23 protein-coding genes are annotated in these 20,875 nt (G+C 65.5%); 16 read left to right on the top strand and 7 right to left on the bottom strand.

Going from position 1 to position 20,875, the window contains the following annotated elements; all coding sequences use genetic code 11:
* Nucleotides 1-5 precede the first annotated feature (5 nt).
* The 12 genes from fliO to LQR33_RS16005 all read left to right on the top strand — a co-directional run bounded on the left by fliO (nt 6) and on the right by LQR33_RS16005 (nt 9,105).
* The gene (fliO, locus tag LQR33_RS16060; RefSeq protein WP_221665875.1) at nt 6-473 is read left to right on the top strand and encodes a flagellar biosynthetic protein FliO; all 468 of its coding nucleotides are present in this window, start codon (nt 6-8) and stop codon (nt 471-473) included.
* Nucleotides 473-1,225 carry a flagellar type III secretion system pore protein FliP gene (fliP, locus tag LQR33_RS16055; RefSeq protein ID WP_166441175.1) on the top strand — a complete coding sequence of 251 codons (753 nt, stop codon included), beginning with the start codon at nt 473-475 and terminating at the stop codon, nt 1,223-1,225. The genes fliO and fliP overlap by 1 nt, the downstream gene beginning before the upstream one ends.
* 2 nt (nt 1,226-1,227) lie before the next feature.
* The gene (locus LQR33_RS16050) at nt 1,228-1,722 is read left to right on the top strand and encodes a GNAT family N-acetyltransferase (protein WP_166441176.1); all 495 of its coding nucleotides are present in this window, start codon (nt 1,228-1,230) and stop codon (nt 1,720-1,722) included.
* Entirely contained in the window at nt 1,719-1,988 is a 270-nt protein-coding gene (fliQ, locus tag LQR33_RS16045; RefSeq protein ID WP_021477494.1) for a flagellar biosynthesis protein FliQ, read from the top strand. The genes LQR33_RS16050 and fliQ overlap by 4 nt, the downstream gene beginning before the upstream one ends.
* A complete protein-coding gene (gene fliR, locus LQR33_RS16040; RefSeq protein WP_166441177.1) occupies nt 1,988-2,764 on the top strand; it encodes a flagellar biosynthetic protein FliR in 777 nt (258 codons plus the stop codon). The genes fliQ and fliR overlap by 1 nt, the downstream gene beginning before the upstream one ends.
* Before the next feature lie 103 nt (nt 2,765-2,867).
* Complete coding sequence (locus LQR33_RS16035; RefSeq protein WP_021477496.1) at nt 2,868-3,593, top strand: YebC/PmpR family DNA-binding transcriptional regulator; 726 nt, start codon at nt 2,868-2,870, stop codon at nt 3,591-3,593.
* A gap of 133 nt (nt 3,594-3,726) precedes the next feature.
* Complete coding sequence (locus LQR33_RS16030) at nt 3,727-5,022, top strand: aminopeptidase P N-terminal domain-containing protein (RefSeq protein WP_166441178.1); 1,296 nt, start codon at nt 3,727-3,729, stop codon at nt 5,020-5,022.
* Nucleotides 5,023-5,039: 17 nt separating this feature from the next.
* The gene (locus tag LQR33_RS16025) at nt 5,040-6,197 is read left to right on the top strand and encodes an FAD-dependent oxidoreductase (protein ID WP_231469675.1); all 1,158 of its coding nucleotides are present in this window, start codon (nt 5,040-5,042) and stop codon (nt 6,195-6,197) included.
* A 3-nt stretch (nt 6,198-6,200) separates the two neighbouring features.
* Nucleotides 6,201-7,352 (top strand): UbiH/UbiF family hydroxylase, encoded by a 1,152-nt coding sequence (locus LQR33_RS16020; RefSeq protein ID WP_231469673.1) that lies wholly within the window; start codon nt 6,201-6,203, stop codon nt 7,350-7,352.
* 20 nt (nt 7,353-7,372) lie between these two features.
* Nucleotides 7,373-8,104 (top strand): DsbC family protein, encoded by a 732-nt coding sequence (locus LQR33_RS16015; protein WP_221665870.1) that lies wholly within the window; start codon nt 7,373-7,375, stop codon nt 8,102-8,104.
* Between the two features lie 63 nt (nt 8,105-8,167).
* A complete protein-coding gene (locus LQR33_RS16010) occupies nt 8,168-8,743 on the top strand; it encodes a hypothetical protein (protein WP_166441182.1) in 576 nt (191 codons plus the stop codon).
* A gap of 101 nt (nt 8,744-8,844) precedes the next feature.
* Nucleotides 8,845-9,105: an acyl-CoA-binding protein gene (locus tag LQR33_RS16005; RefSeq protein WP_021477502.1), complete on the top strand. Its 261-nt coding sequence runs from the start codon at nt 8,845-8,847 to the stop codon at nt 9,103-9,105.
* Between the two features lie 61 nt (nt 9,106-9,166).
* Here LQR33_RS16005 and LQR33_RS16000 read toward each other — a convergent pair whose 3' ends face one another.
* The 7 genes from LQR33_RS16000 to nhaR all read right to left on the bottom strand — a co-directional run bounded on the left by LQR33_RS16000 (nt 9,167) and on the right by nhaR (nt 16,242).
* A complete protein-coding gene (locus LQR33_RS16000) occupies nt 9,167-9,601 on the bottom strand; it encodes a type IV pilin protein (protein ID WP_231469671.1) in 435 nt (144 codons plus the stop codon).
* A 19-nt stretch (nt 9,602-9,620) separates the two neighbouring features.
* Nucleotides 9,621-12,902, bottom strand: coding sequence for a pilus assembly protein (locus LQR33_RS15995; RefSeq protein WP_231469669.1), 3,282 nt, complete (start codon nt 12,900-12,902; stop codon nt 9,621-9,623).
* Nucleotides 12,903-12,904: 2 nt separating this feature from the next.
* A complete protein-coding gene (locus tag LQR33_RS15990; RefSeq protein ID WP_166441184.1) occupies nt 12,905-13,456 on the bottom strand; it encodes a pilus assembly PilX family protein in 552 nt (183 codons plus the stop codon).
* Nucleotides 13,453-14,142: a PilW family protein gene (locus LQR33_RS15985; protein WP_221665867.1), complete on the bottom strand. Its 690-nt coding sequence runs from the start codon at nt 14,140-14,142 to the stop codon at nt 13,453-13,455. The genes LQR33_RS15990 and LQR33_RS15985 overlap by 4 nt, the downstream gene beginning before the upstream one ends.
* Entirely contained in the window at nt 14,139-14,675 is a 537-nt protein-coding gene (gene pilV, locus LQR33_RS15980) for a type IV pilus modification protein PilV (RefSeq protein ID WP_166441186.1), read from the bottom strand. Before pilV ends, LQR33_RS15985 begins: the two co-directional genes overlap by 4 nt.
* Nucleotides 14,666-15,223: a GspH/FimT family pseudopilin gene (locus LQR33_RS15975; RefSeq protein ID WP_166441203.1), complete on the bottom strand. Its 558-nt coding sequence runs from the start codon at nt 15,221-15,223 to the stop codon at nt 14,666-14,668. Before LQR33_RS15975 ends, pilV begins: the two co-directional genes overlap by 10 nt.
* A 137-nt stretch (nt 15,224-15,360) precedes the next feature.
* Complete coding sequence (gene nhaR / locus LQR33_RS15970) at nt 15,361-16,242, bottom strand: transcriptional activator NhaR (RefSeq protein ID WP_221668076.1); 882 nt, start codon at nt 16,240-16,242, stop codon at nt 15,361-15,363.
* Between the two features lie 132 nt (nt 16,243-16,374).
* Between nhaR and htpX the strand changes: the two genes are divergently transcribed.
* The 4 genes from htpX (at nt 16,375) to LQR33_RS15950 (ending at nt 20,588) form a co-directional block, all read left to right on the top strand.
* Complete coding sequence (htpX, locus tag LQR33_RS15965; RefSeq protein WP_021477510.1) at nt 16,375-17,256, top strand: protease HtpX; 882 nt, start codon at nt 16,375-16,377, stop codon at nt 17,254-17,256.
* 57 nt (nt 17,257-17,313) lie between these two features.
* The gene (locus LQR33_RS15960; RefSeq protein ID WP_166441204.1) at nt 17,314-18,309 is read left to right on the top strand and encodes a TerC family protein; all 996 of its coding nucleotides are present in this window, start codon (nt 17,314-17,316) and stop codon (nt 18,307-18,309) included.
* A gap of 114 nt (nt 18,310-18,423) precedes the next feature.
* Nucleotides 18,424-19,137, top strand: a complete 714-nt coding sequence (locus tag LQR33_RS15955) for a response regulator (RefSeq protein WP_021477512.1) — start codon at nt 18,424-18,426, stop codon at nt 19,135-19,137.
* The gene (locus LQR33_RS15950; RefSeq protein ID WP_221668075.1) at nt 19,134-20,588 is read left to right on the top strand and encodes an ATP-binding protein; all 1,455 of its coding nucleotides are present in this window, start codon (nt 19,134-19,136) and stop codon (nt 20,586-20,588) included. The genes LQR33_RS15955 and LQR33_RS15950 overlap by 4 nt, the downstream gene beginning before the upstream one ends.
* Nucleotides 20,589-20,875 lie beyond the last annotated feature (287 nt).

Below are 20,875 nucleotides of genomic sequence, written 5' to 3'. Positions count from 1 at the left end.
TGGATATGGGCAAACTCGTGAAAGTGCGCCTGGCGCTGCGAGGCGCACTTTGCTTTGCGGCGTCTTCGCCGTTGTGGGCGGCGACGGCCGCCACTCCCGTGCCGACAGCCGCGCCGTCGCCGTTCGCCAGCCTGGTGCAGGTTATCCTGGGTCTGGCGGTCGTGCTGGGCGCCATCGTCGGCGTGGCCTGGCTGTTCAAGCGCTTGTCAGGCGGCGCGTTGGGCGGGGCGGGCCGCGTCCGCGTCGTCGGCGGTACCATGGTCGGCCAGAAGGAGCGGGTGGTGATTGTCGAGCTGGAGGGCGAGTGGCTGGTGCTCGGCGTGACGCCTCAGCAGGTCAATCTGCTCAACAAGATGCCGCGGCCAGAGGGCGCGGAGCTGGAGCGGGCGGAGCCGGCCGAGCCGTTCGCTCGCTGGCTGAAGGCCGCTTTGGACAAGAGCCGCGAGGCGCAGCGGCGGCGGCAGGACAAATGATGAAGAAAAAGATCGTGATCGCTCTGCTGTCCGGCGGGGCGTTGCTGTCGCCGTTGCTGGCGGACGCGGCGGCCGGGCTGCCGCTGATGACCAGCACGCCGGCGGCGGGCGGCGGGCAGAACTACTCGCTCAGCTTGCAGATGCTGCTGTTCATGACGGCGCTGACCTTCATCCCGGCGATGCTGCTGATGATGACCGCCTTCACCCGCATCATCATCGTTCTGTCCCTGCTGCGGCAGGCGCTGGGCACTACCCAGTCGCCGCCCAACCAAGTGATCGTCGGCCTGGCGCTGTTTTTGACGCTGTTCGTGATGGGGCCAACCCTAGACCAGGTTTACGCTAAAGCCTGGGTGCCATTCTCCGACGACAAGATCAGCTTCAGCCAGGCGCTGGACGAGGGGAGCAAGCCGATGAAGGCCTTCATGCTGCGCCAGACGCGGGAAAAGGATCTGGCTTTCTTCATCGAGATTTCCCAGTCGCCGAAGCCGCAGAGCAAGGAAGACGTGTCGATGAAGACGCTGATTCCGGCCTTCGCCGTCAGCGAGCTGAAAACCGCCTTCCAGATCGGCTTCATGATCTTCATTCCCTTCATGATCATCGACCTCGTCGTCGCCAGCATCCTGATGGCGATGGGCATGATGATGGTGTCGCCGGTGACCATCTCCTTGCCGTTCAAGATGATGCTGTTCGTGCTGGTGGATGGCTGGACGCTGCTGATGGGCTCGCTGGTGCAAAGTTTCTACACGGGATGAGCATGCGTCTGGAACCATTGGCTGACGCGGATTGGCCGGCCTGTTTCAATCTGTTTCGCCAAAGCGTGCATGCCTTGGCGGGCGGGGTCTATACCATTGACCAGTGTAAAGCCTGGGCGCCGGCTCGGGAGTGGGATTCCGAAACCGAAAGCGTGTGGCGCGCGCGCTTGGATGGCGCGTGGTCGTGCAAGGCGGTGGCCGCTGGCGGCCGGCTGGCCGGTTTCGCCTGGCTGAAGCGCGACGGCGAATTCGACATGCTGTATGTCGCGCCCTGGGCCGGCAGGCAAGGTTTGGGCGGACGGATGGTCGCCGAGCTGGAGCACCGCGCCGCAGAGGCCGGCGTGACTGCCCTCCATGTCTGGGCCAGCCACGCGTCGCGCCCGGTGTTCGAACGGGCCGGCTACCAGCTGCTTCGCGCCAACCGAATCGTCCGGCGCGGGGTGGAGATCGACAATTGGCTGCTGGCCAAGGGCGGCTGGCGGGAGGAGGGAGCATGAGTCCGGAGCTGATCATCAGCATCGTGCAGAACGCGCTGTACATCCTGATCATCGTGTCGGCGCCGGTGCTGCTGACATCGTTGCTGGTGGGTCTGCTGATCAGCATCCTGCAAGCCGCGACGCAGATCAATGAGATGACGCTGACTTTCATCCCCAAACTGCTGGCGATGTTTCTGGTGCTGGTGCTGGCCGGTCCGTGGATGCTGAACACCCTGATCGAGTACACCACCCGCTTGTTTCAGAGCATACCCAGCGTGATCGGCTGATGCTGGCGATCAGCGATGTCCAGATCAATGCCTGGGTCGGCGTCTTCGCCTGGCCGTTCGCGCGCATCGTCGGCCTGTTCCTAGCGGAGCCCATCTTTGCCTACCGCGGCGTTCCGCGCAGCTTTAAGGCCGGGTTTGCGCTGATTCTGACCGTGATCCTGGCACCGCTGCTGCCGCCGCTGCCTGCGGTGCCGCTGGTATCGGCCGAGGGCATCGCCATCCTGGTGCAACAGCTGCTGATCGGCCTGTCCATGGGTTTTGTGATGCGTATCGTGATCAGCGCGGTGGAACTGACCGGCTTCATCATCGGAGCGCAGACCGGCCTGGGCTTCGCAATGTTCTATGACCCGGTGCACGCCGCCCAGGTGCCGGTGCTGTCGCAGATGCTGTCCTTGCTCACTTTTTTCCTGTTTCTCGCCTTCGACGGCCACCATGTGGTGCTGAGCGCGCTGGCGCACAGTTTCCAGGTGCTGCCGATAGGCATGGCTATGCCGGCCCAGGGGATCAAGGCGTTGGCGCTGTGGGGCGCCCATCTGTTCGAGTGGGGGGTGTGGCTGGCGATGCCTATTATCGGCGCGCTGCTGATCACTAACCTGGCCATTGGGGTGATGACGCGGGCGGCGCCGCAGTTCAACATCTTCTCGTTCGGCTTCCCGCTGACCATCATGATCGGCTTCGGCACGCTATACATGACGCTGCCGATGATGATCCCGGTGATAGAGCGCATGTACCAGGCCGGCTTTGACATGATGTTGCGGATGCTGCAGGCCAAGTAGCCGGGCGCGTCTCGTAAAGCCGGACGGCTTTCTGCTAGAATACCGCGAATTTTGATTGACGCTCCGGCGCGCCGCCGGGGCCAGACAACGCACAGAGGCAAATATGGCAGGTCACAGCAAATGGGCTAACATCCAGCACCGCAAGGGTCGCCAGGATGCCAAACGTGGCAAGATCTTCACCCGCCTGATCAAGGAAATCACCGTCGCGGCCAAGATGGGCGGCGGCGACGTCAACATGAACCCGCGCCTGCGCCTGGCGGTGGACAAGGCCAAGGCCGAGTCCATGCCTAAGGACAATATCGAGAACGCGATCAAACGCGGCACCGGCCAGCTGGACGGCGTCGATTACGTCGAGTGCCGCTACGAAGGCTACGGCATCGGCGGCGCGGCGGTGATGGTGGACTGCCTGACCGACAACAAGACCCGCACCGTGGCCGATGTGCGCCACGCTTTCTCCAAGTATGGCGGCAATATGGGCACCGACGGCTGCGTGTCCTTCCAGTTCAAGCATTGCGGCTACCTGGTGTTCGCGCCGGGCGTGGACGAGGACGCGCTGATGGAAGCGGCGCTGGAAGCCGGCGCCGAGGATGTGGTCAGCAATGACGACGGTTCGATCGAAGTCATCACCGGCCCCTACGAATTCTCCGACGTCAAGGACGCGCTGGAAGCCAAGGGCTTCAAGTCCGAGATGGGAGAAGTGACCATGCGCGCCGAGAACGAAACCGAGCTGACCGGCGACGAAGCCGCCCGCATGCAGAAGCTGCTGGACGCGCTGGAAGACCTGGACGACGTGCAGGATGTCTACACCTCGGTGGTGATCGGCGAATAAGCCGTTCCCGTCCGCTGCGAAAACCCGGCCTGGCCGGGTTTTTTCATATCCGCGCGGCTTGGGCCGCGGGCGCGGGCGGTGTAAACTGGCGGCTTGTTCCGCAGGTCCCGTTTCCGCAAGGATTTCATTGCCCATGCACCAGCCGCATGCCGAGCGCCGCAAGCGCCTGTTGGCCCAGATAGGCGACGGCGTCGCCTTGTTGCCCACCGCGACGATAGCGGTGCGCAATGCCGACAACCATTATCCCTACCGCGCCGACAGCTATTTTCTGCACCTGACCGGTTTCGAAGAGCCGGAGGCCGTGTTGCTGCTGGATGGCCGCAGCGGCAAGTCCGTGCTGTTCTGCCGCGACCGCAATCCCGAAATGGAAATCTGGGACGGCTTCCGCCATGGGCCTGACGGCGCGAGGGAAGTCTTCGGCTTTGACGAAGCCTATCCGCTGGCGGAGATGGCCGAGCGGATTCCCGATTTGCTGGCGGACTGCGGCCAGCTGTGGTGGCCGCTGGGCCACGACGAGGCGTTTGATCGTCGCGTCAACATATGGCTGGACGCGGTGCGCGGCCGCGCGCGCGCCGGCGCCCGTCCGCCCGCGCATTACGGCGACCTGCGCGCGCTGCTGGACGAGATGCGCATGGTCAAGGACGAGGCGGAGATCGCGCTGCTGCGCCGCGCCGGCGAGATTTCCGCCGCCGGCCACGTGCGGGCGATGCGCGCCGCGCGTCCTGGCATGCATGAATACCAGCTGGAGGCGGAGCTGTTGCACGTTTTCGTCGGCCACGGCGCCCGCCAGACGGCGTACGAAAGCATAGTCGCAGCCGGCGCCAACGCCTGCACGCTGCACTACGTGGCCAATAATGCGCGGATAAACGACGGCGAGATGCTGCTGATCGACGCCGGCTGCGAATACCGCGGTTACGCAGGCGACATCACCCGCACCTTCCCGGCCAACGGCCGCTTCAGCGGCCCGCAGCGCGATGTCTACGAGGTGGTGCTGGCGGCGCAGCTGGCCGGCATCGCCGCGGTGAAGCCGGGCGCGGTGTGGCACGCGCCGTCGGACGCCGCGCTGGCGGTGTTGGCGCAGGGGATGGTGGATCTGGGCCTGCTGGCCGGCACCGCGGACAGCGTGATCGAGTCCGGCGCCTACCGCCAGTTCTACATGCATGGCATCGGCCACCTGATCGGCCTGGACGTGCACGACGTCGGCCAGCGCAAGCAAGACGGGCAATGGCGCGGCTATCAGCCGGGCATGTGCACGACGATAGAGCCGGGCCTGTACATCCGGCCGGCGCCCGGCGTGCCGGAGGCGTTCCACGGCATAGGCGTGCGCATCGAGGACAATGTGCTGGTGACGGCGGACGGCAACGAGGTATACACCGTGGCGGCGCCCAAGACGGTGGCCGGGATCGAGGCGCTGATGCGCGGGGAGTGAGACCGATGAATGAAAGAATGAGCGAACACGCCGACGTCCTGATCGTCGGCGGCGGCCCGGTGGGCGCGCTGGCCGCCTTGAGGCTGGCGCGGCAGGGGCGCAGCGTGATGCTGCTGGAGGCGAGGGCGAAAGACGCCGAGGTGCGCGACGCCCGCGCGCTGGCGCTGTCCTGGCACAGCCGCCGCCTGCTGGAGGAGGCCGGCGCCTGGCCGGCCGATTTGCCGGCGACGGCGATAGACACCGTCCACGTGTCGCAACAGGGCAGCTGCGGCCGCACTCGGCTGGATCGGGAAGACCTGGATCTGCCGCATCTGGGCGCGGTGGTCGACTACCCAGCGCTGGTCGCCGGGCTCGGCGGCGCGCTGGAGCTGGCCGGCGTGCAGGTGAGGTGGCAATGCCGGGTGACGGCGGTGAAGAGCCTGAGCCAGTATGCGTGCGCCGAGGTGGAGACGGCGGACGGCCGCTTGCTATTGACCGGAAGCTTGCTGGTGCTGGCCGAGGGCGGCGCGCTGGCGGAAATGCTGCCGGGCATCCGCCGGCTGACCCACGATTATCATCAGTGCGCGGTGCTGGCCGAGGTGGAGACCGAGCTGCCGCCCCAGGGCGTGGCTTACGAGCGCTTCGCCCATGACGGCCCGTTCGCGCTGCTGCCGCATGGCGAGCGCTACATGCTGGTATGGACCCGCAGCCAGGCCGACGCCGAGCGGCTGGCCGCCGCCGACGAAGCGGTGCTGCGCGGCGAGCTGCAGCAGGCCTTCGGCGAGCGCCAGGGCCGGATACTGTCGGTCGGGCCGCGTGCCACCTTCCCGTTGGCGCTGCGCCAGGCCAGCCAGGTGGCGAGCGGCCGGGTGGCGCTGATCGGCAACGCCGCCCAGACCATGCACCCGGTGGCGGCCCAGGGCCTGAATCTGGGCCTGCGCGACGCGGTCGGCCTGGCCGACGCGCTGGAGGGCGCGGCCGATGCCGGCGACGCGCGTGCGCTGAAACGCTATGCCGCTTCGCGCAAGCTGGACAGCCGCGCGGTGGTCGGCTTCACCCATGGCCTGATCAAGCTGTTCGACGGCCACCATCCGTTGATGAATCGCCTGCGCGGCGTCGGCATGACGGCGCTGGACACGCTGCCGGCTTTGCGGCGCAAATTCGCCGGCCATCTTGTATTCGGCGTGCGGGGATAAGCGATGCGTTACGACAAATATCGAGCGGTCATCGTCGGCGGCGGCCTGGTCGGCGCCAGCCTGGCGCTTGCGCTGGCGCGCGCCGGCAAACGAGTGGCGTTGCTGGAGGCCGGGGAGCCGGCGGTCGATGATCTGGAGCAAGGGTGGGACGCGCGCATTTACGCGGTCAGCCCGGCCAACCGGCGTTTCCTGGAGGGCATGGGCGCCTGGCCGGACATGGCGCGGATCGGCACCATCGCGTCAATGGACGTGCGAGGCGACGCAGGCGGGCGGATTTCCTTCTCCGCCCGCGACGCCGATGCCGACGCGCTGGCCTGGATCGTGGAGAACCGCTGGCTGCTGGCCTCGCTGTGGGCCCAGCTGCGCGATAGCGGCGCGGAGCTGATCACCGGCGCGCGCGCCAAGACGCTGGCCACGACGCCGGGCGAAGCCCGGCTGATGTTGGAAGACGGCCGCGAACTGGCGGCCGAGCTGCTGGTGGGGGCCGACGGCGCCAACTCTTGGGTGAGGAGCCAGCTGGACCTGCAGGCCAGCGTCAAACCCTACGGCCAGAGCGGCGTGGTCGCCAATTTCACCTGCGAGCTGCCGCATCAGGGCATCGCGCGGCAATGGTTCTTCGGCGACAGCATTCTTGCCTGGCTGCCGATGGCCGGGAACCGAATATCGATGGTCTGGTCCACTCCTGATCCGCAGTCGCTGCTGCAGCTGTCGCCGGAGGAACTGGCCGCGCGGGTGGCCGAGGCTGGCGGGCGGCAGCTGGGCGCGTTTGCCACTCTGACTGCGGCGGCGGCCTTCCCTTTGCGGCTGATCCAGCCGGAGGCGGTGGCGGCCGAGCGGGTGGCGCTGATAGGCGACGCCGCCCACACCGTCCATCCGCTGGCCGGGCAGGGCGTCAACCTGGGCTTCCAGGACGCCGCGCAACTGGCGGGACTGCTGGACGCCGCGCCCGATTGCGGCGACTGGATGCTGCTGCGCCGCTATCAGCGCCAGCGCCGCGAGGCGGTGGCCGCCATGCAATTCGGCTGCGATGGCTTGTACCGGCTATTCCATGCGAAACTGCCCGGTCTGCCATGGCTGCGCAATACCGGCCTGTCTTTGACCAACTGCCTGACTCCGCTGAAACGGCAGTTCGCCAGACAGGCGATTGGATACTGATCCCAAAGGACCCCTGATCGATGAACAAGAGAATGAAAACGCTGGCCCTGTCCAGCGCGATGCTGATGTCGCTGGCCGCCTGCTCCCAGGCCGCCGGCGGCAATGTCGAAGACGTGAAGAAGGCCTTCCTCGGCCACTTCCCCGGCAAGCAGGTGAAGAGCGTCAGCGCCACCCCGGTCAAGGGCATCTACGAGCTGGTGGTGGACGGCCGCCAGGTGGTGTACGTCAATAGCGACGCCAGCTATCTGTTCGTCGGCGACCTGATCGACACCAAGAGCAAGGAAAGCCTGACCGAGAAGAAGATGGCCGATTTGTCCAAGGTGGACTTCAACGCGCTGCCGTTCCAATACGCCTTCAAAGACGTGCGGGGCAAGGGCGAGCGCAAGATGGCGGTGTTCACCGACCCGGATTGCCCGTTCTGCAAGAAGCTGGAGCGCGAGAGCCTGAAGGACATCGACAACGTCACCATTTACACCTTCCTCTATCCGCTGACCCAACTGCACCCGGATGCGATGCGCAAGTCCAAGCAGATCTGGTGCTCAGCCGACAAGGCCGCCGCCTGGACCGCCTTCATGCGCGACGGCAAGCCGCTGACCGGCCCGGACAACTGCGACACGCCGCTGGAGAAGATTCAGGCGTTGGGCGAGAAGATGGGCATCACCGGCACGCCGGCGCTGGTGTTCGCCAATGGCCGCATGGTGCCGGGCGCCATCGGCGGCGACGACATCGAACAGCTGCTGAACGCCAAGTAAGCCAGCAAGACGGGACCGGTTTCGCCGGTCCCGTTTTTCATGGCGGAGAGGCGCGAAACAGGCATGAAGATGCGGCGTTGGAATACGACGGAACGGTTGCTGCTGGCGCTGTGGCTATCCCTGCTCGTCCACGCGGCCCTGCTGTGGCTGCCGCTGAGGCCTGGGCAATGGGCTTCCTGGCATGAGGCGATGCGGGTGAGGCTGCGGGGAGAGCCCGCGCCCGCCGCCGCCGAGCCGCCGCCGATCGCGCCGCCGTTGGCTGACGCGCCCAAGCCGGACGCGGACGATATGGCGCCGGAGGACATCGGCGACGACAGGCTGCGTCTGGGCGCCGACATCTATTATCCGGCGCGGGAGCTGGATCAGCTGGCGCAGGAGCGCGGCCGCATCGCGCTGCCTGACGTGGCATTGAACGGCCCGTCGCAGCCGGTCGAGGTGCTGGTGTTCATCGGCGCCGGCGGCAGGGTGGATGCGGTGCGTTTCGAGGGCGAGGTGGACGCCAAGCTGGCCGACGCCATCGCTCCGGTTTTCCGCGGCGCGGATTACCAACCCGCGCGCAAGGACGGGCGGGCGGTGAAAAGCTACAAGCGGATACGGATAGAGCCGCAGGCGGATGCGCCGCCGCCACTGTCGCATTGAGTCCGCTTCATGCTACATTGTCCCCCGTTCCGGCGCATGCCGGAGGGCTAACACCGCCAGGGACGGAGCCAACCGTCCCGGCAATCGACAAAGGAAACGCCATGTCTGATCTGCAGACTCTCTTCACTCAGGCCCAGGCCGACGTCAAGACCTTGTCCGAGCGTCCGGACAACCAGACCCTGTTGCAATTGTACGCGCTGTTCAAGCAGGCGACCGAAGGCGACGCCGCCGGCGAGCGTCCGGGCATGATGGACTTCATCAACCGCGCCAAGTTCGACGCCTGGGAAAAGCTGAAGGGCAAGGATGGCGCCGCGGCCATGCAGGAATACGTAGACGTGGTGAACAAGCTGCTGGCCGACTGAGCCGGAGCCTGTTCTCCATCAAGCCGAACGGCGTCCATCGGGCGCCGTTTTGCTTTGCCGGTCACCAGCAGCCGCTGACGCTCAGGGTGGTTCCGCTGGCATTGTTGGCGATATTGCTCTGGTTGCCCAGATTGTCCAACTGGTAGGTCTGGCAGCTATCCTGGGCCTGGCTGCCTTGGGGCGCGGCGTTCAGCACGAAGGTGCTGGCCGTGGCGCTGGCGATGGAGAGCGCATACAGATTGTTGCCGTTGCCCGGCGCGTAGACCGCGCCGCTGGCGTAGCCCAGAGTGGACAGCTGGCTGGCGTAGTTGTTGTTGGTGGAAAAATAGCTTTCCTCGCGGCTGGCCAGGTCCTGCAGCGCGGTTTTGGCCGCGGTGCGGTTGGATTGCATCATGAAGTTGCGGTAGGAGGGCAGGGCGATGGAAACCAGCAGGGCCAGTACCGCCAGCGCGATTACCAGTTCCAGCAGGGAAAATCCTTCGGGCTTCTTTTGCATGGTTTTGTCTCTTGTTAGCTTAGCGCAGCTCGATCCAGTTCAGCCTGGCGTGCAGGTCGAAGGCGGCCGGGTTGAGTTGAGGCGGCGTGGCGACCGGCCCGCCGCTGATGCTGCTGCCGATCGCGAAATAATTGCCCAGGGCGCGCACCACGCTGGGCGAGCCGGCCATGTTCACCGCGATGCCGTTGATCACGCTGCCGCTGATGCCGCTGAAGTTGCCGGCGTCGTTGGCGTAATAGGAGCGCGCGGTTGCGCCGCCGGTCTTGGGGTTCAGCGACATGGTGAAGCCGGTGGCGGACGATACCGAGCACGACGACGGATTGCTGTTGGGTGGAATGGTGGTGTTGACGGTGAAGGTGCCCAGCTGGCTGACCGGGTTATAGATTACCTGTTCGCCGCTGCCGGGCAGATTGAGCAGCCAGCCATAGCTGGTGTTGCTGGTGCTTGGGCTGCAGGCGCCGCCGCCTTGCCAGCAGACGGTGTTGCTGGACAGTGCGCGGTAGCCTTGCACCGTGCCCAGCGTCGAGCTGTAGGACGCGGCGACGGTCTGGGCGGTGAGGTTGCTCGGGCGCACGATCAGCCCGCCGGTGGGCGCAGCCTGGCTATAGTAGGCGGATTGTCCGGTCAGCGTGTTCCAGCCCGACATGTCCCAGTCCCAGACGCCGTACAGGCTCTGGGTGCCGCCGGCGTAAACGTCGGCGGAGTTGGTGGTGAAGGGAATTTTTTGGCCGGTGCCGAAAGATACCAGCACTCTCGGGCTGGCGCCGCCAGTGGGAATGGCGGTCACCAGAAGCTTGCTGGTGATCGGCTGCAGGCTGGGGGTGCAGCTGCCGGCGCTGATCTGCGCGCTGGTGCAATAGGTATACAGGGTGGTGAACAGCGGCGAGGCCGCGCCTTTGCCGAATTGCGATACAGACCAGCTGGCCGGCGTGTTGCCGGTGACGTCGAAGCGCCAGACATTGCCGAACAAGTCCCCGGCGTAGATGTAATCGGCGACGTTGTCGCCGTCCAGATCGGCGACTGTGGTGTAGTAGATGCCGTTCTTGCCGCCGGCGCCCGAGGGGTCGTTGGCGCTGCCGCTGCCGGTATCCAGTTCGTAGTAGCTGGGCGCGCCGTTGCTGCCCACCAGCATGATGAAGATGACGGCGTGGCCGTTGGCGCTGTTGTAGCCGTTGCCGAACACCGCGCCCCACTGGCCGTTGTGGAAGCGGGCGATCACCGGCGTGCCGAAGGTGTAACCCAGGTCGCTGCCGCAGCTGGCCTTGTTAACGCAGCTGAGCGTGCCGCTGTTGATTTCCGTCACCACCAGGCTGGCGGCGCTGGTCTCGGCGAAGTTGGCCGGATTGCTGACATCCAGCATGTACAGCGCTTGGCCGCCCGCGCCGATGCCGCCGATCAGCCAGGTGTGCCAGCCGCTGCCGTAGAACAGGTCGTCGGCGACCGGGGTGGCGTCGACGAAATATTGGTGGGGATAGGTGGGGCTGCCGTACTGGACGGTATTGGCCTGAACCGCGGCCGGGAGGTAGGCGAGCACTTCCTGGCCGTCATTGTTGGTGGCCACGTAATTGCCGTTGCTGTCGTTGGCTCCGGTGCGGAAACCGTGCAGCATGCCGTCGTTGCCGCCGTTGTAGACGATATTGGTCCGGGTGGCGTTGGCGCTCTGATAGCTGGGATAGGATTGCGCGCCGGTCGCGTTTTCCGCCGGGGAGGCCGACGGGTAGAGCTTGTCGCTCCAGGCGCCTGGATAACTGTTCTGCGGCGGACCCGCCCAGACCGGGCTGCTGTTGATCAGATCGCCCAGCACGCTGTCGCGGTCGCGGAACAGACCGCTGCCTAGCGTGGTCACTTCGTTGCCGCGCGCGCCGCGCAGGTAGGACACCCGGGCCGAGCCGTTGCCGTCCGGGCTCAGCGCGGTTTGCTGCGCGGACGTCAGATTCGCCCATTGGAAGGGGATGCCCTGGCTGCCGTTCCAACTGAGAATGGCGCGGCTGGTCTGCGCGCTCATATTGCTGGCGCCGGTGGTGGCGCAGCTGCCGCCGGTCAGCACGCAGGAGCCATCCCAAGTGGCGGTGCTGGCCACTGTGACTTGGCCGGTGTTGGGGTCGCCTTGCAGGGCGTAGGACGCGAGCGAACCCCACCAGTTGTCGGCGTGGTAGCTGGCCACGTATTGTTGGGTGCCGGTGCGGATCAGGGTGGTTTGCTGGCTATTCAGACCGCTGGAGCTGGCGGACTGGGTGAAGGGCTGGGCCTGGAAGCAGCTGATCTCGTGCACGTTGCGGCTGGCGCCGGTGGACGCGGCGAAACCGAAGGTGATCTGACTGGGCAGCGGGCCGCTGACCGAGGTGTTGTTGATGTCGTAGTTGGTGATCACCGGCACGTAAGCGCCGTTGTTGTAGCTGTACCAGAGGCTGAGCAGGTTGGCCGGCGTGATTTTCAGCTTGTAGCTGATCGGCACCGCTTGGCCGCGTTTGGTGGCGGATTCATTGGCCATGGGCTGATTGGACGGCAGCTGGTAGACGCCGTTGCTGGTGCCGGGAATGCTGATGAACGGATAGTTCATCACGCTCTGGGTGCCGTATTTCCCGGTCTTGCAGACGCTTTGCACCATGGAGGCGCTGAAGCTGCCCCCAAACTGGCTGGCTAGCGGGCTGGACGCCACCGATCCGGCGCCGCGCAGCGAGATGTTTTGCGGTTTGGCGCCCGGTCCGCTAGAGGTGTTGTCGTTGCTGGAGCCGCCGTTGGGGAAGTTGCCGTACTCGTCCATGCCCAGGCCCAGGTAGCCGCCGATGATGCCGTTGTAAGGCGAGTTCACGTTGGAGCAGCTGTAGCCCAGGCTGCCGCCGAAGGAGCCGACTGCGCTGGGAATGCCGGTGAGCAGGAAGAAGCTCATGCCGTCGGCGCCGTCGCGCGCGCTGCCGCCGGAGTCGCCGTCATAGGTGTAACTGGTGAAGGTGGCCTGCAGGCCGCTGCTGGATGGAAACAGGCTGTTGTAGACGATGGCGCCCGACTGGCTGCCGGAGCTGTTGGTCAGCCGCAGCGCGCCGTTGCCGCTGGTGTCGGGCAGTGTGCCGCCATAGCCGCCGATCTGGGTGTTGCCGCTGGGATCCTTGCTGCCGCAGGCCGGGATGGTGCCGGAGCCGGTGCCGGCGGTCATGCAGGCGCCGCCGAACACTAGCCAGTTCAATTGCGCGCCGCCGCCGGTGAAATTGTCGCTGACGGTGACCGCGCCCGCTGCTGGCGGCCATAGGCTGGCGGCGAGGATGGCGATCGGGGGGAGCAGGCGGGTTGCATGGGATCGCATAGTCATTTCCCCAGATTCGTGGTGCCCGAGTACAGCGTGTAGGTGCTTTGCAGCACGGCCACGGATGCGGCGTTGCCGCCGTAGCCTATTGCAGTGAGCTGATAGATGGCGCCGGTGCCGGCTGCATTCAGCCCTAGGTACTGGATGTAGAGCTGCGGCGCGTGATAGTAGGTCTGGCTGCCGCCGTTGGCCGAGGCTGTCATGAAGGGCGGTGTGTAGGTGTAGCCCGTAGTCCACGGTACATTGGTGGTCGGATTGGCGATCGCGTTGCTGCAGATTTGCAGCGCGCTCAGCGTCTGGGTGCTGCTGCAATTGGGGGCGGCGCCGGCGTTGCCTCCCTGGTTCAGCCACCATTCCGCGTATTGCAGCGTTGCCTCGGCGGCTTCGAAGGCCCGGCCTTTCTCGCGGGTGTTGCCGGCCAGCTTGCCCAGCAGGCCGCTGCTGCGCATCAGCGCGATGCCGATGATGGTGATCACGATCAGCATCATCAGCGCCGCCACCATGGTGAAGCCGCGTGGGCGGAAAAGACGGGAAGGGGGAGGTGAGCGCTTCATAGCTGGTTCATCAGGCCGGTGAGCCAGGACATTTTCACCGTGGCCGGCTGGCCAGGCTGATTGGCCAGGGGGTTGACCATGGTCAGCGTCACCCACACCGAGCGCACGGTGGCGCCGGATGGAATGGCGGAGGCCGGATAGTAATGGGTGGTAGAGCCGCTGTTGGCGGGGTCCACGCCGTACATCACCGTCATTTTGCTGACGCCGTCCACCAGCACCTGGGCGGTTCCGCCGTTGACGGCGCAGGCTAGCTGGTTCGAGCCGTTGACGGAAAACTGGTTGATGTAGATCTGGCCGCTTCCGCTGGTGTTGCTGGAGCCGTTGCAGTTGAGCACGGTGTCGCCGGACAGCGTGGCGAAGCGCACGCTCAAGGTGTCCGACGCGCCAGATGCCCCCGACGTGCCAGTGACCGACTGTCCAGCGGCGAAACCGCCTGCGGCGGGCAGCGCCTGCGCCGCGGTCTGGGTTTGCGGATTGGGATAGTAGCCGGCGGACTGCACGATGCTGCTGATCAGGGCCATCGCAGTGCGCTGGTTGTCCTGCAGCTGGGCCAGGCCTGACTGGCTGGTCTTGGTCAGCCGCGCGGAGGTGAAGATCAGCGTCAGCACGCTGAGCAGGAACAGGCCGATGGCGATGGCCACCATCACCTCGATCAGACCGCCGCCGCGCTGCCGGCGCGCGCTCATGGCACCACCACCATCTGGTAGCTCTGGCTGGCGGTGCCGGCGGCAACGGACACGGCGTTGACCATGCGGTTCTTTTCCAGCCAGTAAACGGTGATGGTGCAGGCGACCGGCGTGGCGCTGGTGGCCGGATTGCAGGCGATCTGGCCGCTGCCGCCCGGCAGGGCGCTGATCGTGCCGCTTCCCCATTGGGCGGCGTCGTAGCCGGCCACATTGGCGGCGTTGCAGGTGGTGCCTGACGCGGAACAGTCCGTTGACTGGCTCAGGGCCGGCGTGCCGCTGATGACGCCGGAGGCGCTGACGCTCCAGCTGCCGCTGGCGCCCAACGCGCCCCAATACGCGGTATTGGCGTGCATGGCGGCGGCCATGCTTTCAGCGGCGATGGCGCCCAGGCTGCGGCTGCGGGCGATGCTGGTGCTGTTGATCGCGGCGGCCTGCATGCCGGCGATGCCGAGCAGACCGAGCGAGATCACGATCAGCGCCACCAGCACTTCCAGCATGCTGAAACCGCTGTGGCCGGACAGTTTCATTGGCATGTGTATTGTCCCGTGCTGTCAGTCTGGCCGTTGGTCAGCACCTGGGGGTGGCCCACCGCGGCCAGTGCCACGCAGCGCCGGCTGCTGGCCTGATTGCCTGGAGTATTGAAGGTGACCATGCCGTCATTGCTGGATGGCGCATAGCCCATGCGATTGAAGCATAGATAGGGATAGGCGCTGTTGTTGGAGCTGGCGCTGTCGCCGCTGGAGAAGGCTTGCTGTCTGCGCAGCACGGCGCCGCTGGTGTCGGTGCAGTTTCCTCCGGCCGCCTGCAGCACGATCCAGCCGCCGGCCCAGTTGGTGTTGCCGGGCGAGCTGGCGTTGCAGTTGGCGCCGTCGGCCGAGGGGCAGACCAGCACGGTCTGTCCGCGCTTGAGCGCCTCGTTGCGGGCGGACAGGATGTCGCCGTACAGATTATTGCTCTCGGACATCACCGCGTTGGCTGACACGGCGCTTTGGTAGGCCGGCACGGCGAATGCGAGGACGATGGCCAGCAAGGCCATGACGATCAACAACTCAGGCAGGGTGAAAGCTTGTTGCTTGTCCATGATGCTCGATCTGTTGCCCGGCTGCCGCGCCGGCGAAGTGCTTCGAACCATTATCGGCCAAGACTATCTTGGGCGGAATCATCGTCGGCGCCGCTGGTCCGCCTCACGAGGCCGCCTGTCGCCTGTGTGGCACAAGCTCAGCTCCAGGCCCGCAGAATGGCTTGCAGGGCGGGGTGCTGCAATTTGCGCCGGCTGGCGGTGACGTAATAGCGCTCCGATACGCCATCCAGCGCGCCCAAGGACAGCAGGCCGGGATGATCGGCCTCTCCGTCGGGCGAGACGGGGGCGGGCAGCAGTCCCATTCCCTGGCGGGCGAATGTCTCCATTAACGCATGGTCGTCGAATTCGCCGACAACGTCGGGCCGCAAACCACTTGCCTCGAACCAATGCTCCAATTGCCGGCGCAGCACGTTGTCGCGGCTGGGCAGCAATAGCGGCGCCTGCTCCAGGCTGGCGGGAAAACCCGCCTGGCGGCTGGCGTGCAGCGCCGGCGCGGCCAGCAGTTGCACCGGGCAGCTCAGCAGCGGCCAAGACTGGAATTGTTGCTGCTCGCTGCTGGCCACCGGCCGGTCCGCCAGCACCAGATCCAGCCGGTGCCGGCCCAATTCGCCGATCAACTCGTCGAAGTCCCCTTCGCCGCAACTGAGGCGGAGGCGGCAGCCGGTTTGCAGCGCCGGCCGCAACAGGCGGCTGGCGATGCCTTTGGGGACAACGTCGGAAATGCCGGCCGCCAGCCGCAGCGTCTGGTCGAGCAACGGATCGGCCAGCGCCTCTTCCATTTCCTCGCCCAGCAGAAAGATGCGGTCGGCGTAGCCTTGGGCCACGCGCCCGGCTTCGGTCAGTTCCAGTCCTCGCCCTTGCTGGCGGAGCAAGGACCGTCCCAGCTGCTGCTCCAGCCGGGAAATCTGGCCGCTGACGGTCTGCATGCTGATGCCCAGCTGTTCGGCGGCGCGGGTGACGCTGCCGGTGCGGGCGACGGCCCAGAAATAGTGCAGATGCTTGTAATTGAGTTTGTCCATTTTTCAATTCGAAAAAATCGTATATATGTTCAGATTTTACTTTATTTTTTCGATTCTTTTTGTCGCATACACTGCAGTGTGGCCAGCGCTTCGTCCTGGCCGATGATTGAATGGATTTCGGGAGACTAAACAATGAAACGGGTGATTTTGCTGATTGTGACCAACATCGCCGTGATGCTGGTGCTGAGCGTGAGCGTCCGTCTTTTGGGGCTGGACCGCTTCGTCACTTCCGGTGGGCTGAATCTGGGCATGTTGCTGATGTTCTCGGCGGTGCTGGGCTTTGGCGGCGCCTTCATTTCGCTGGCCTTGTCCAAGACCATGGCCAAGTGGAGCACTGGCGCGCGGGTGATCACGCAGCCGTCCGGCCAGACCGAGGCCTGGCTGTTGAACACCGTGCGCAAGCTGGCCGACCGCGCCGGCCTGCCGATGCCGGAGGTGGCGGTGTACGAGGGCGAGCCCAACGCTTTCGCCACCGGACCCAGCCGCTCCAACTCGCTGGTGGCGGTGTCCACCGGCCTCTTGGCCAATATGAACGAGGAAGAAGTGGAGGCGGTGCTGGCGCACGAGATCGCCCACATCCGCAACGGCGACATGGTGACGCTGACGCTGATCCAGGGCGTGGTCAACACCTTCGTGTTCTTCCTGGCGCGGGTGGTCGGCTATCTGGTGGACAGCTGGCTGAAGCGCGATGAGGAAAACAGCTCCGCCGGCACCGGCATTGGCTATTTCGTCACGGTGATCGTGTGCGAGATCGTGTTCGGCATCCTGGCTTCCGTGGTGGTGATGTACTTCTCGCGCCAGCGCGAATTCCGCGCCGACGCCGGCGCCGCCGAGCTGCTGGGTTCGCCGCGGCCGATGGCCAACGCGCTGCGCCGCCTGGGCGGCATCGAAGCCGACGGCCTGCCCAAGAGCATGGCCGCCTCCGGCATCGCCGGCGGCCGCGGCCTGCTGGGCCTGTTCGCCACCCATCCGAGCATGGAAGAACGCATCGCCGCGCTGGAAGGCCGCGGTTGACCCTCGCGGGCGGCGTCTGTCCGCCCGCATTGACGGATTGAATGGAGTGTTGAAGTGATCGATTTTCTGACCGCCCCCGCGCTGGGCTACCCGCTGTGGACCTGGCTGGCTTTCCTGGCCGGCGTGTTGGCGCTGCTGGCGTTCGACCTCGGCATCCTGCAGAAGGACGGCCGCGAGATCGGCGTGCGCGACAGTCTGAAGCTGTCGGCGTTCTATATCGGCATCGGCCTGGCCTTCGGCGGCTGGGTGTGGTGGTATCGCGGTGCCGACGCCGGCGTGCAGTACTTCACCGGCTATCTGCTGGAGAAGTCGCTGTCGCTGGATAATGTGTTCGTGATCTCGCTGATCTTCGGCAGCATGGCGGTGCCGCGAGCGCTTCAGCACCGGGTGCTGTTCTGGGGCATCCTGGGCGCGATCCTGATGCGGGCGCTGATGATAGGCGCCGGCGCCGCGCTGGTGGCCGAGTTCCAGTGGGTGCTGCTGCTGTTCGGCATCTTCCTGCTGTGGGCTGGCCTGAAAATGCTGTTCTCCGGCGACGAGGAAGCCACGCCGCTCACTGAGCAGAAGTTTTACCAGTGGCTGCGCCGCCGGATGCGGCTGACGCCGGAGCTGCACGGCAACGCCTTCCTGGTGCGCGGCGAGCGCCATGGCCTGGGCAAGGGATGGTGGGCGACGCCGCTGCTGCTGACGCTGATTCTGGTGGAGTCGGCCGACCTGGTGTTCGCGGTGGACAGCATCCCGGCCATTTTCGCGGTGACCCAGGATCCGTTCCTGGTCTACACCTCCAACATCTTCGCGATTCTGGGCCTGCGCGCGCTGTATTTCGCGCTGGCGGCCATGGTGCACCGTTTCCATTATCTGAAGTACGCGCTGGCGCTGGTGCTGGTGCTGATCGGCGTCAAGGTGGGGCTGGTCTACCTGCACGACGCTGGCCTGGTGGCGTTCAAGCTGCCCACCGCCTGGTCGCTGCTGGCGACGGTGTCCCTGCTGGCCGGCGGCATCGGCTATTCCTGGCATCGAACCCGGCAGGAACCGCGCAGCGGAACCAATTGAAACCTTCGTCACTCCAACCCTGAGAGCGCGGGCGCCCAAACACGGCGCCCGCGCTGTTGTCGCGCTTGCAGGCGACACCTTCGTGATTAACTCCCGATACCTTAGGAACTGCCGATGTCTCAAGCTTCCCGCGTGCTTATTGTCGATGACGATCCGGATCTGCGCGATCTGCTTAGCGATTACCTGAGCCGCCAGGACATGGTTGTCTCGGCGGTGGGCGATGGCGAGGCGATGAACCGCGCCTTGGCCGAGCAGTCGTTCGACATCCTGATCCTGGATCTGATGTTGCCGGGCGAGGACGGCCTGAAACTGTGCCGCGATCTGCGCTCCCGCTCCAATATGCCGATCCTGATGCTGACGGCGCGGGGCGACGAACTGGACCGCATCATCGGTCTGGAAATGGGTGCCGACGATTACCTGCCCAAGCCGTTCAACCCGCGCGAATTGCTGGCCCGCGTGCGCAGCATCCTGCGCCGGGTGGAAGAGCGCCGCAACAACAGCGCACTGCGCGCGCTGCAGTTCGGCGACTGGCGGCTGGAGCTGGGCGCCCAGCATCTGGTCGACGGCGGCGGCGTGGTGACGCCGCTGTCCGGCGGCGAATTCAAGCTGATGCAGGCGCTGGCCGAGAATTCGCAGCGCGTGATGTCGCGCGACCAGCTGATGGAGGCGATGAACGGCAAGGAAGCCGGCCCCTTCGATCGCACCGTCGACGTGATGATAGGCCGCTTGCGCCGCCGCCTGGGCGATGACGCCCGCGAACCGCTGCTGATCAAGACCATCCGCAGCGGCGGTTACATGCTGGCTTGCGAGGTGGTGCCGGTGAGATGAGGCGCTTGCCTCGCACCCTGTACGGCCAGCTGTTGCTGACGCTGCTGACCAGCGTGCTGTTGGCCAACGTGATCGGCATCGCGCTGGTGCTGACCGACCGCGAGCGGCTCAGCCGCACCTTGCGCGCCGAGTACGTGGCGCAGCACCTGGCGGACATGATCAATCTGCTGGACGAAACCGCCGCCGCCAGCCGGCCCAAGCTGGCCGGCGCGCTGACTTCGCCCAACGCCCAGGTGTTGCTCGACCAGCCCTGGCGGGTCGGGGGCAAGACCAATCTGCCGGAAGCCGGCAAGCTGCGCGAATTGATCCAGGACGATCTTGGCTCTCCGTTCCGCCTGCAGGTGCTGTCCTTCCGCGACGACTCTCCCGATGCCGCGGAAGATTTGCTGCGTCCCTTCGTTGAGCCGGGCCAGCACGTGTTCACGCCGGGCAAGCAGTTCTGGGTGCAGGCCTTTCCCAACAAACTGGGCGAAGGCGGGCCGGAGTTCAAGATCCAGATGGCCACGGTGCAGGCGCAGCTGAAGGACGGCACCGTGGTGACCTTCCGCATCGGGCAGATATCCAGCGCGGCGGAAACGCCGTGGCGGGTGACCGCCTGGCTGCTGCTGGTGGCGCTGGTGGTGGCCATGGCCTCCGCCTGGGCCGTGCGCCGCCTGACGCGGCCGCTGGCGCTGTTTTCCCAGGCCGCGACCGGGCTGGCGGCCAACCTCAACCAGCCGCCCTTGCCTGAAACCGGCACCCAGGAGGTGGTCAACGCTTCCCGGGCCTTCAACCGCATGCAACAGGAGCTGCAGCGTTATCTGCAGACGCGCAGCCAGATGCTGGCAGGCGTGTCGCACGATCTTCGCCTGCCGATCACCCGCGTCCGGCTGAGGCTGGAGCAGCTGGAGGAGGGAAGCGCGCGCCAGGCGATAGAGCGCGACCTGGTCGAGATGGATCAACTGATAGGCGACACGCTGGCCTATCTGCGGATGGGGCAGGGCAATGAAAGCACGGTGCTGCTCAATGTCGGCGCCTTGCTGGAGGGCGTGGTCGAGGACGTTGAGGCGTTGGGCGCCGAAGTGATGTGCAGGACGGAAACGGTGAAGCCCTTGTACGCCCGGCCGCAGGCCTTGCGCCGCTGCATCGCCAACCTGTTGGAGAATGCCCGCCGTTATGGCGGTGGTGTCGTGGAGGTGTCGTTGCGCGAGCGTGCCGGCCGCGTGGAAATCATGGTGCGGGATCATGGCCCAGGCATCGCCGAGGACGATCTCGAGCGGGTATTCGAGCCCTATGTGAGGCTGGAGCATTCCCGGGCCAAGCATACCGGCGGCAGCGGACTGGGGCTGGCGATTGCCCGGGCCATCGCGCGCGAGCATCACGGCGACATTTTCCTGTTCAATCACCCGCTGGGCGGCTTGTGCGCCGAGCTGCACTTCCCCGCGCAGCGCGAAGCGGCCGTAGGTGGCTGAGCCGAGGGCCTGAGGGACATCGCGGCATGGCCGCGCTCGCAAAGCATGTGGAATGGCTTAACAATGTTTGACAAAGTGCGCTGGGAAAGAAATTGATTGGAAAAACGAAAGCGAGTACACTCTAAATTGAGTCTGGTTGATGTCTGCATTCCTTAGGTTCGAGCAGGCTCAGGTCAAGTCTATCCTTATGTAAGGCCCACACGTGTGGGCCTTTTTTTTCGATATTGAACATTGTTTCGGCGTTAATGGCTTTGTTAATGTTCATTAAGCAATAAAAATACATAAAT

Source organism: Chromobacterium piscinae, from assembly GCF_021129175.1.
GTDB classification, from domain to species: Bacteria; Pseudomonadota; Gammaproteobacteria; order Burkholderiales; family Chromobacteriaceae; genus Chromobacterium; species Chromobacterium piscinae.
Note: the sequence above shows the minus strand (reverse complement) of the source record. Positions and strands in the feature narration are given on the sequence as shown.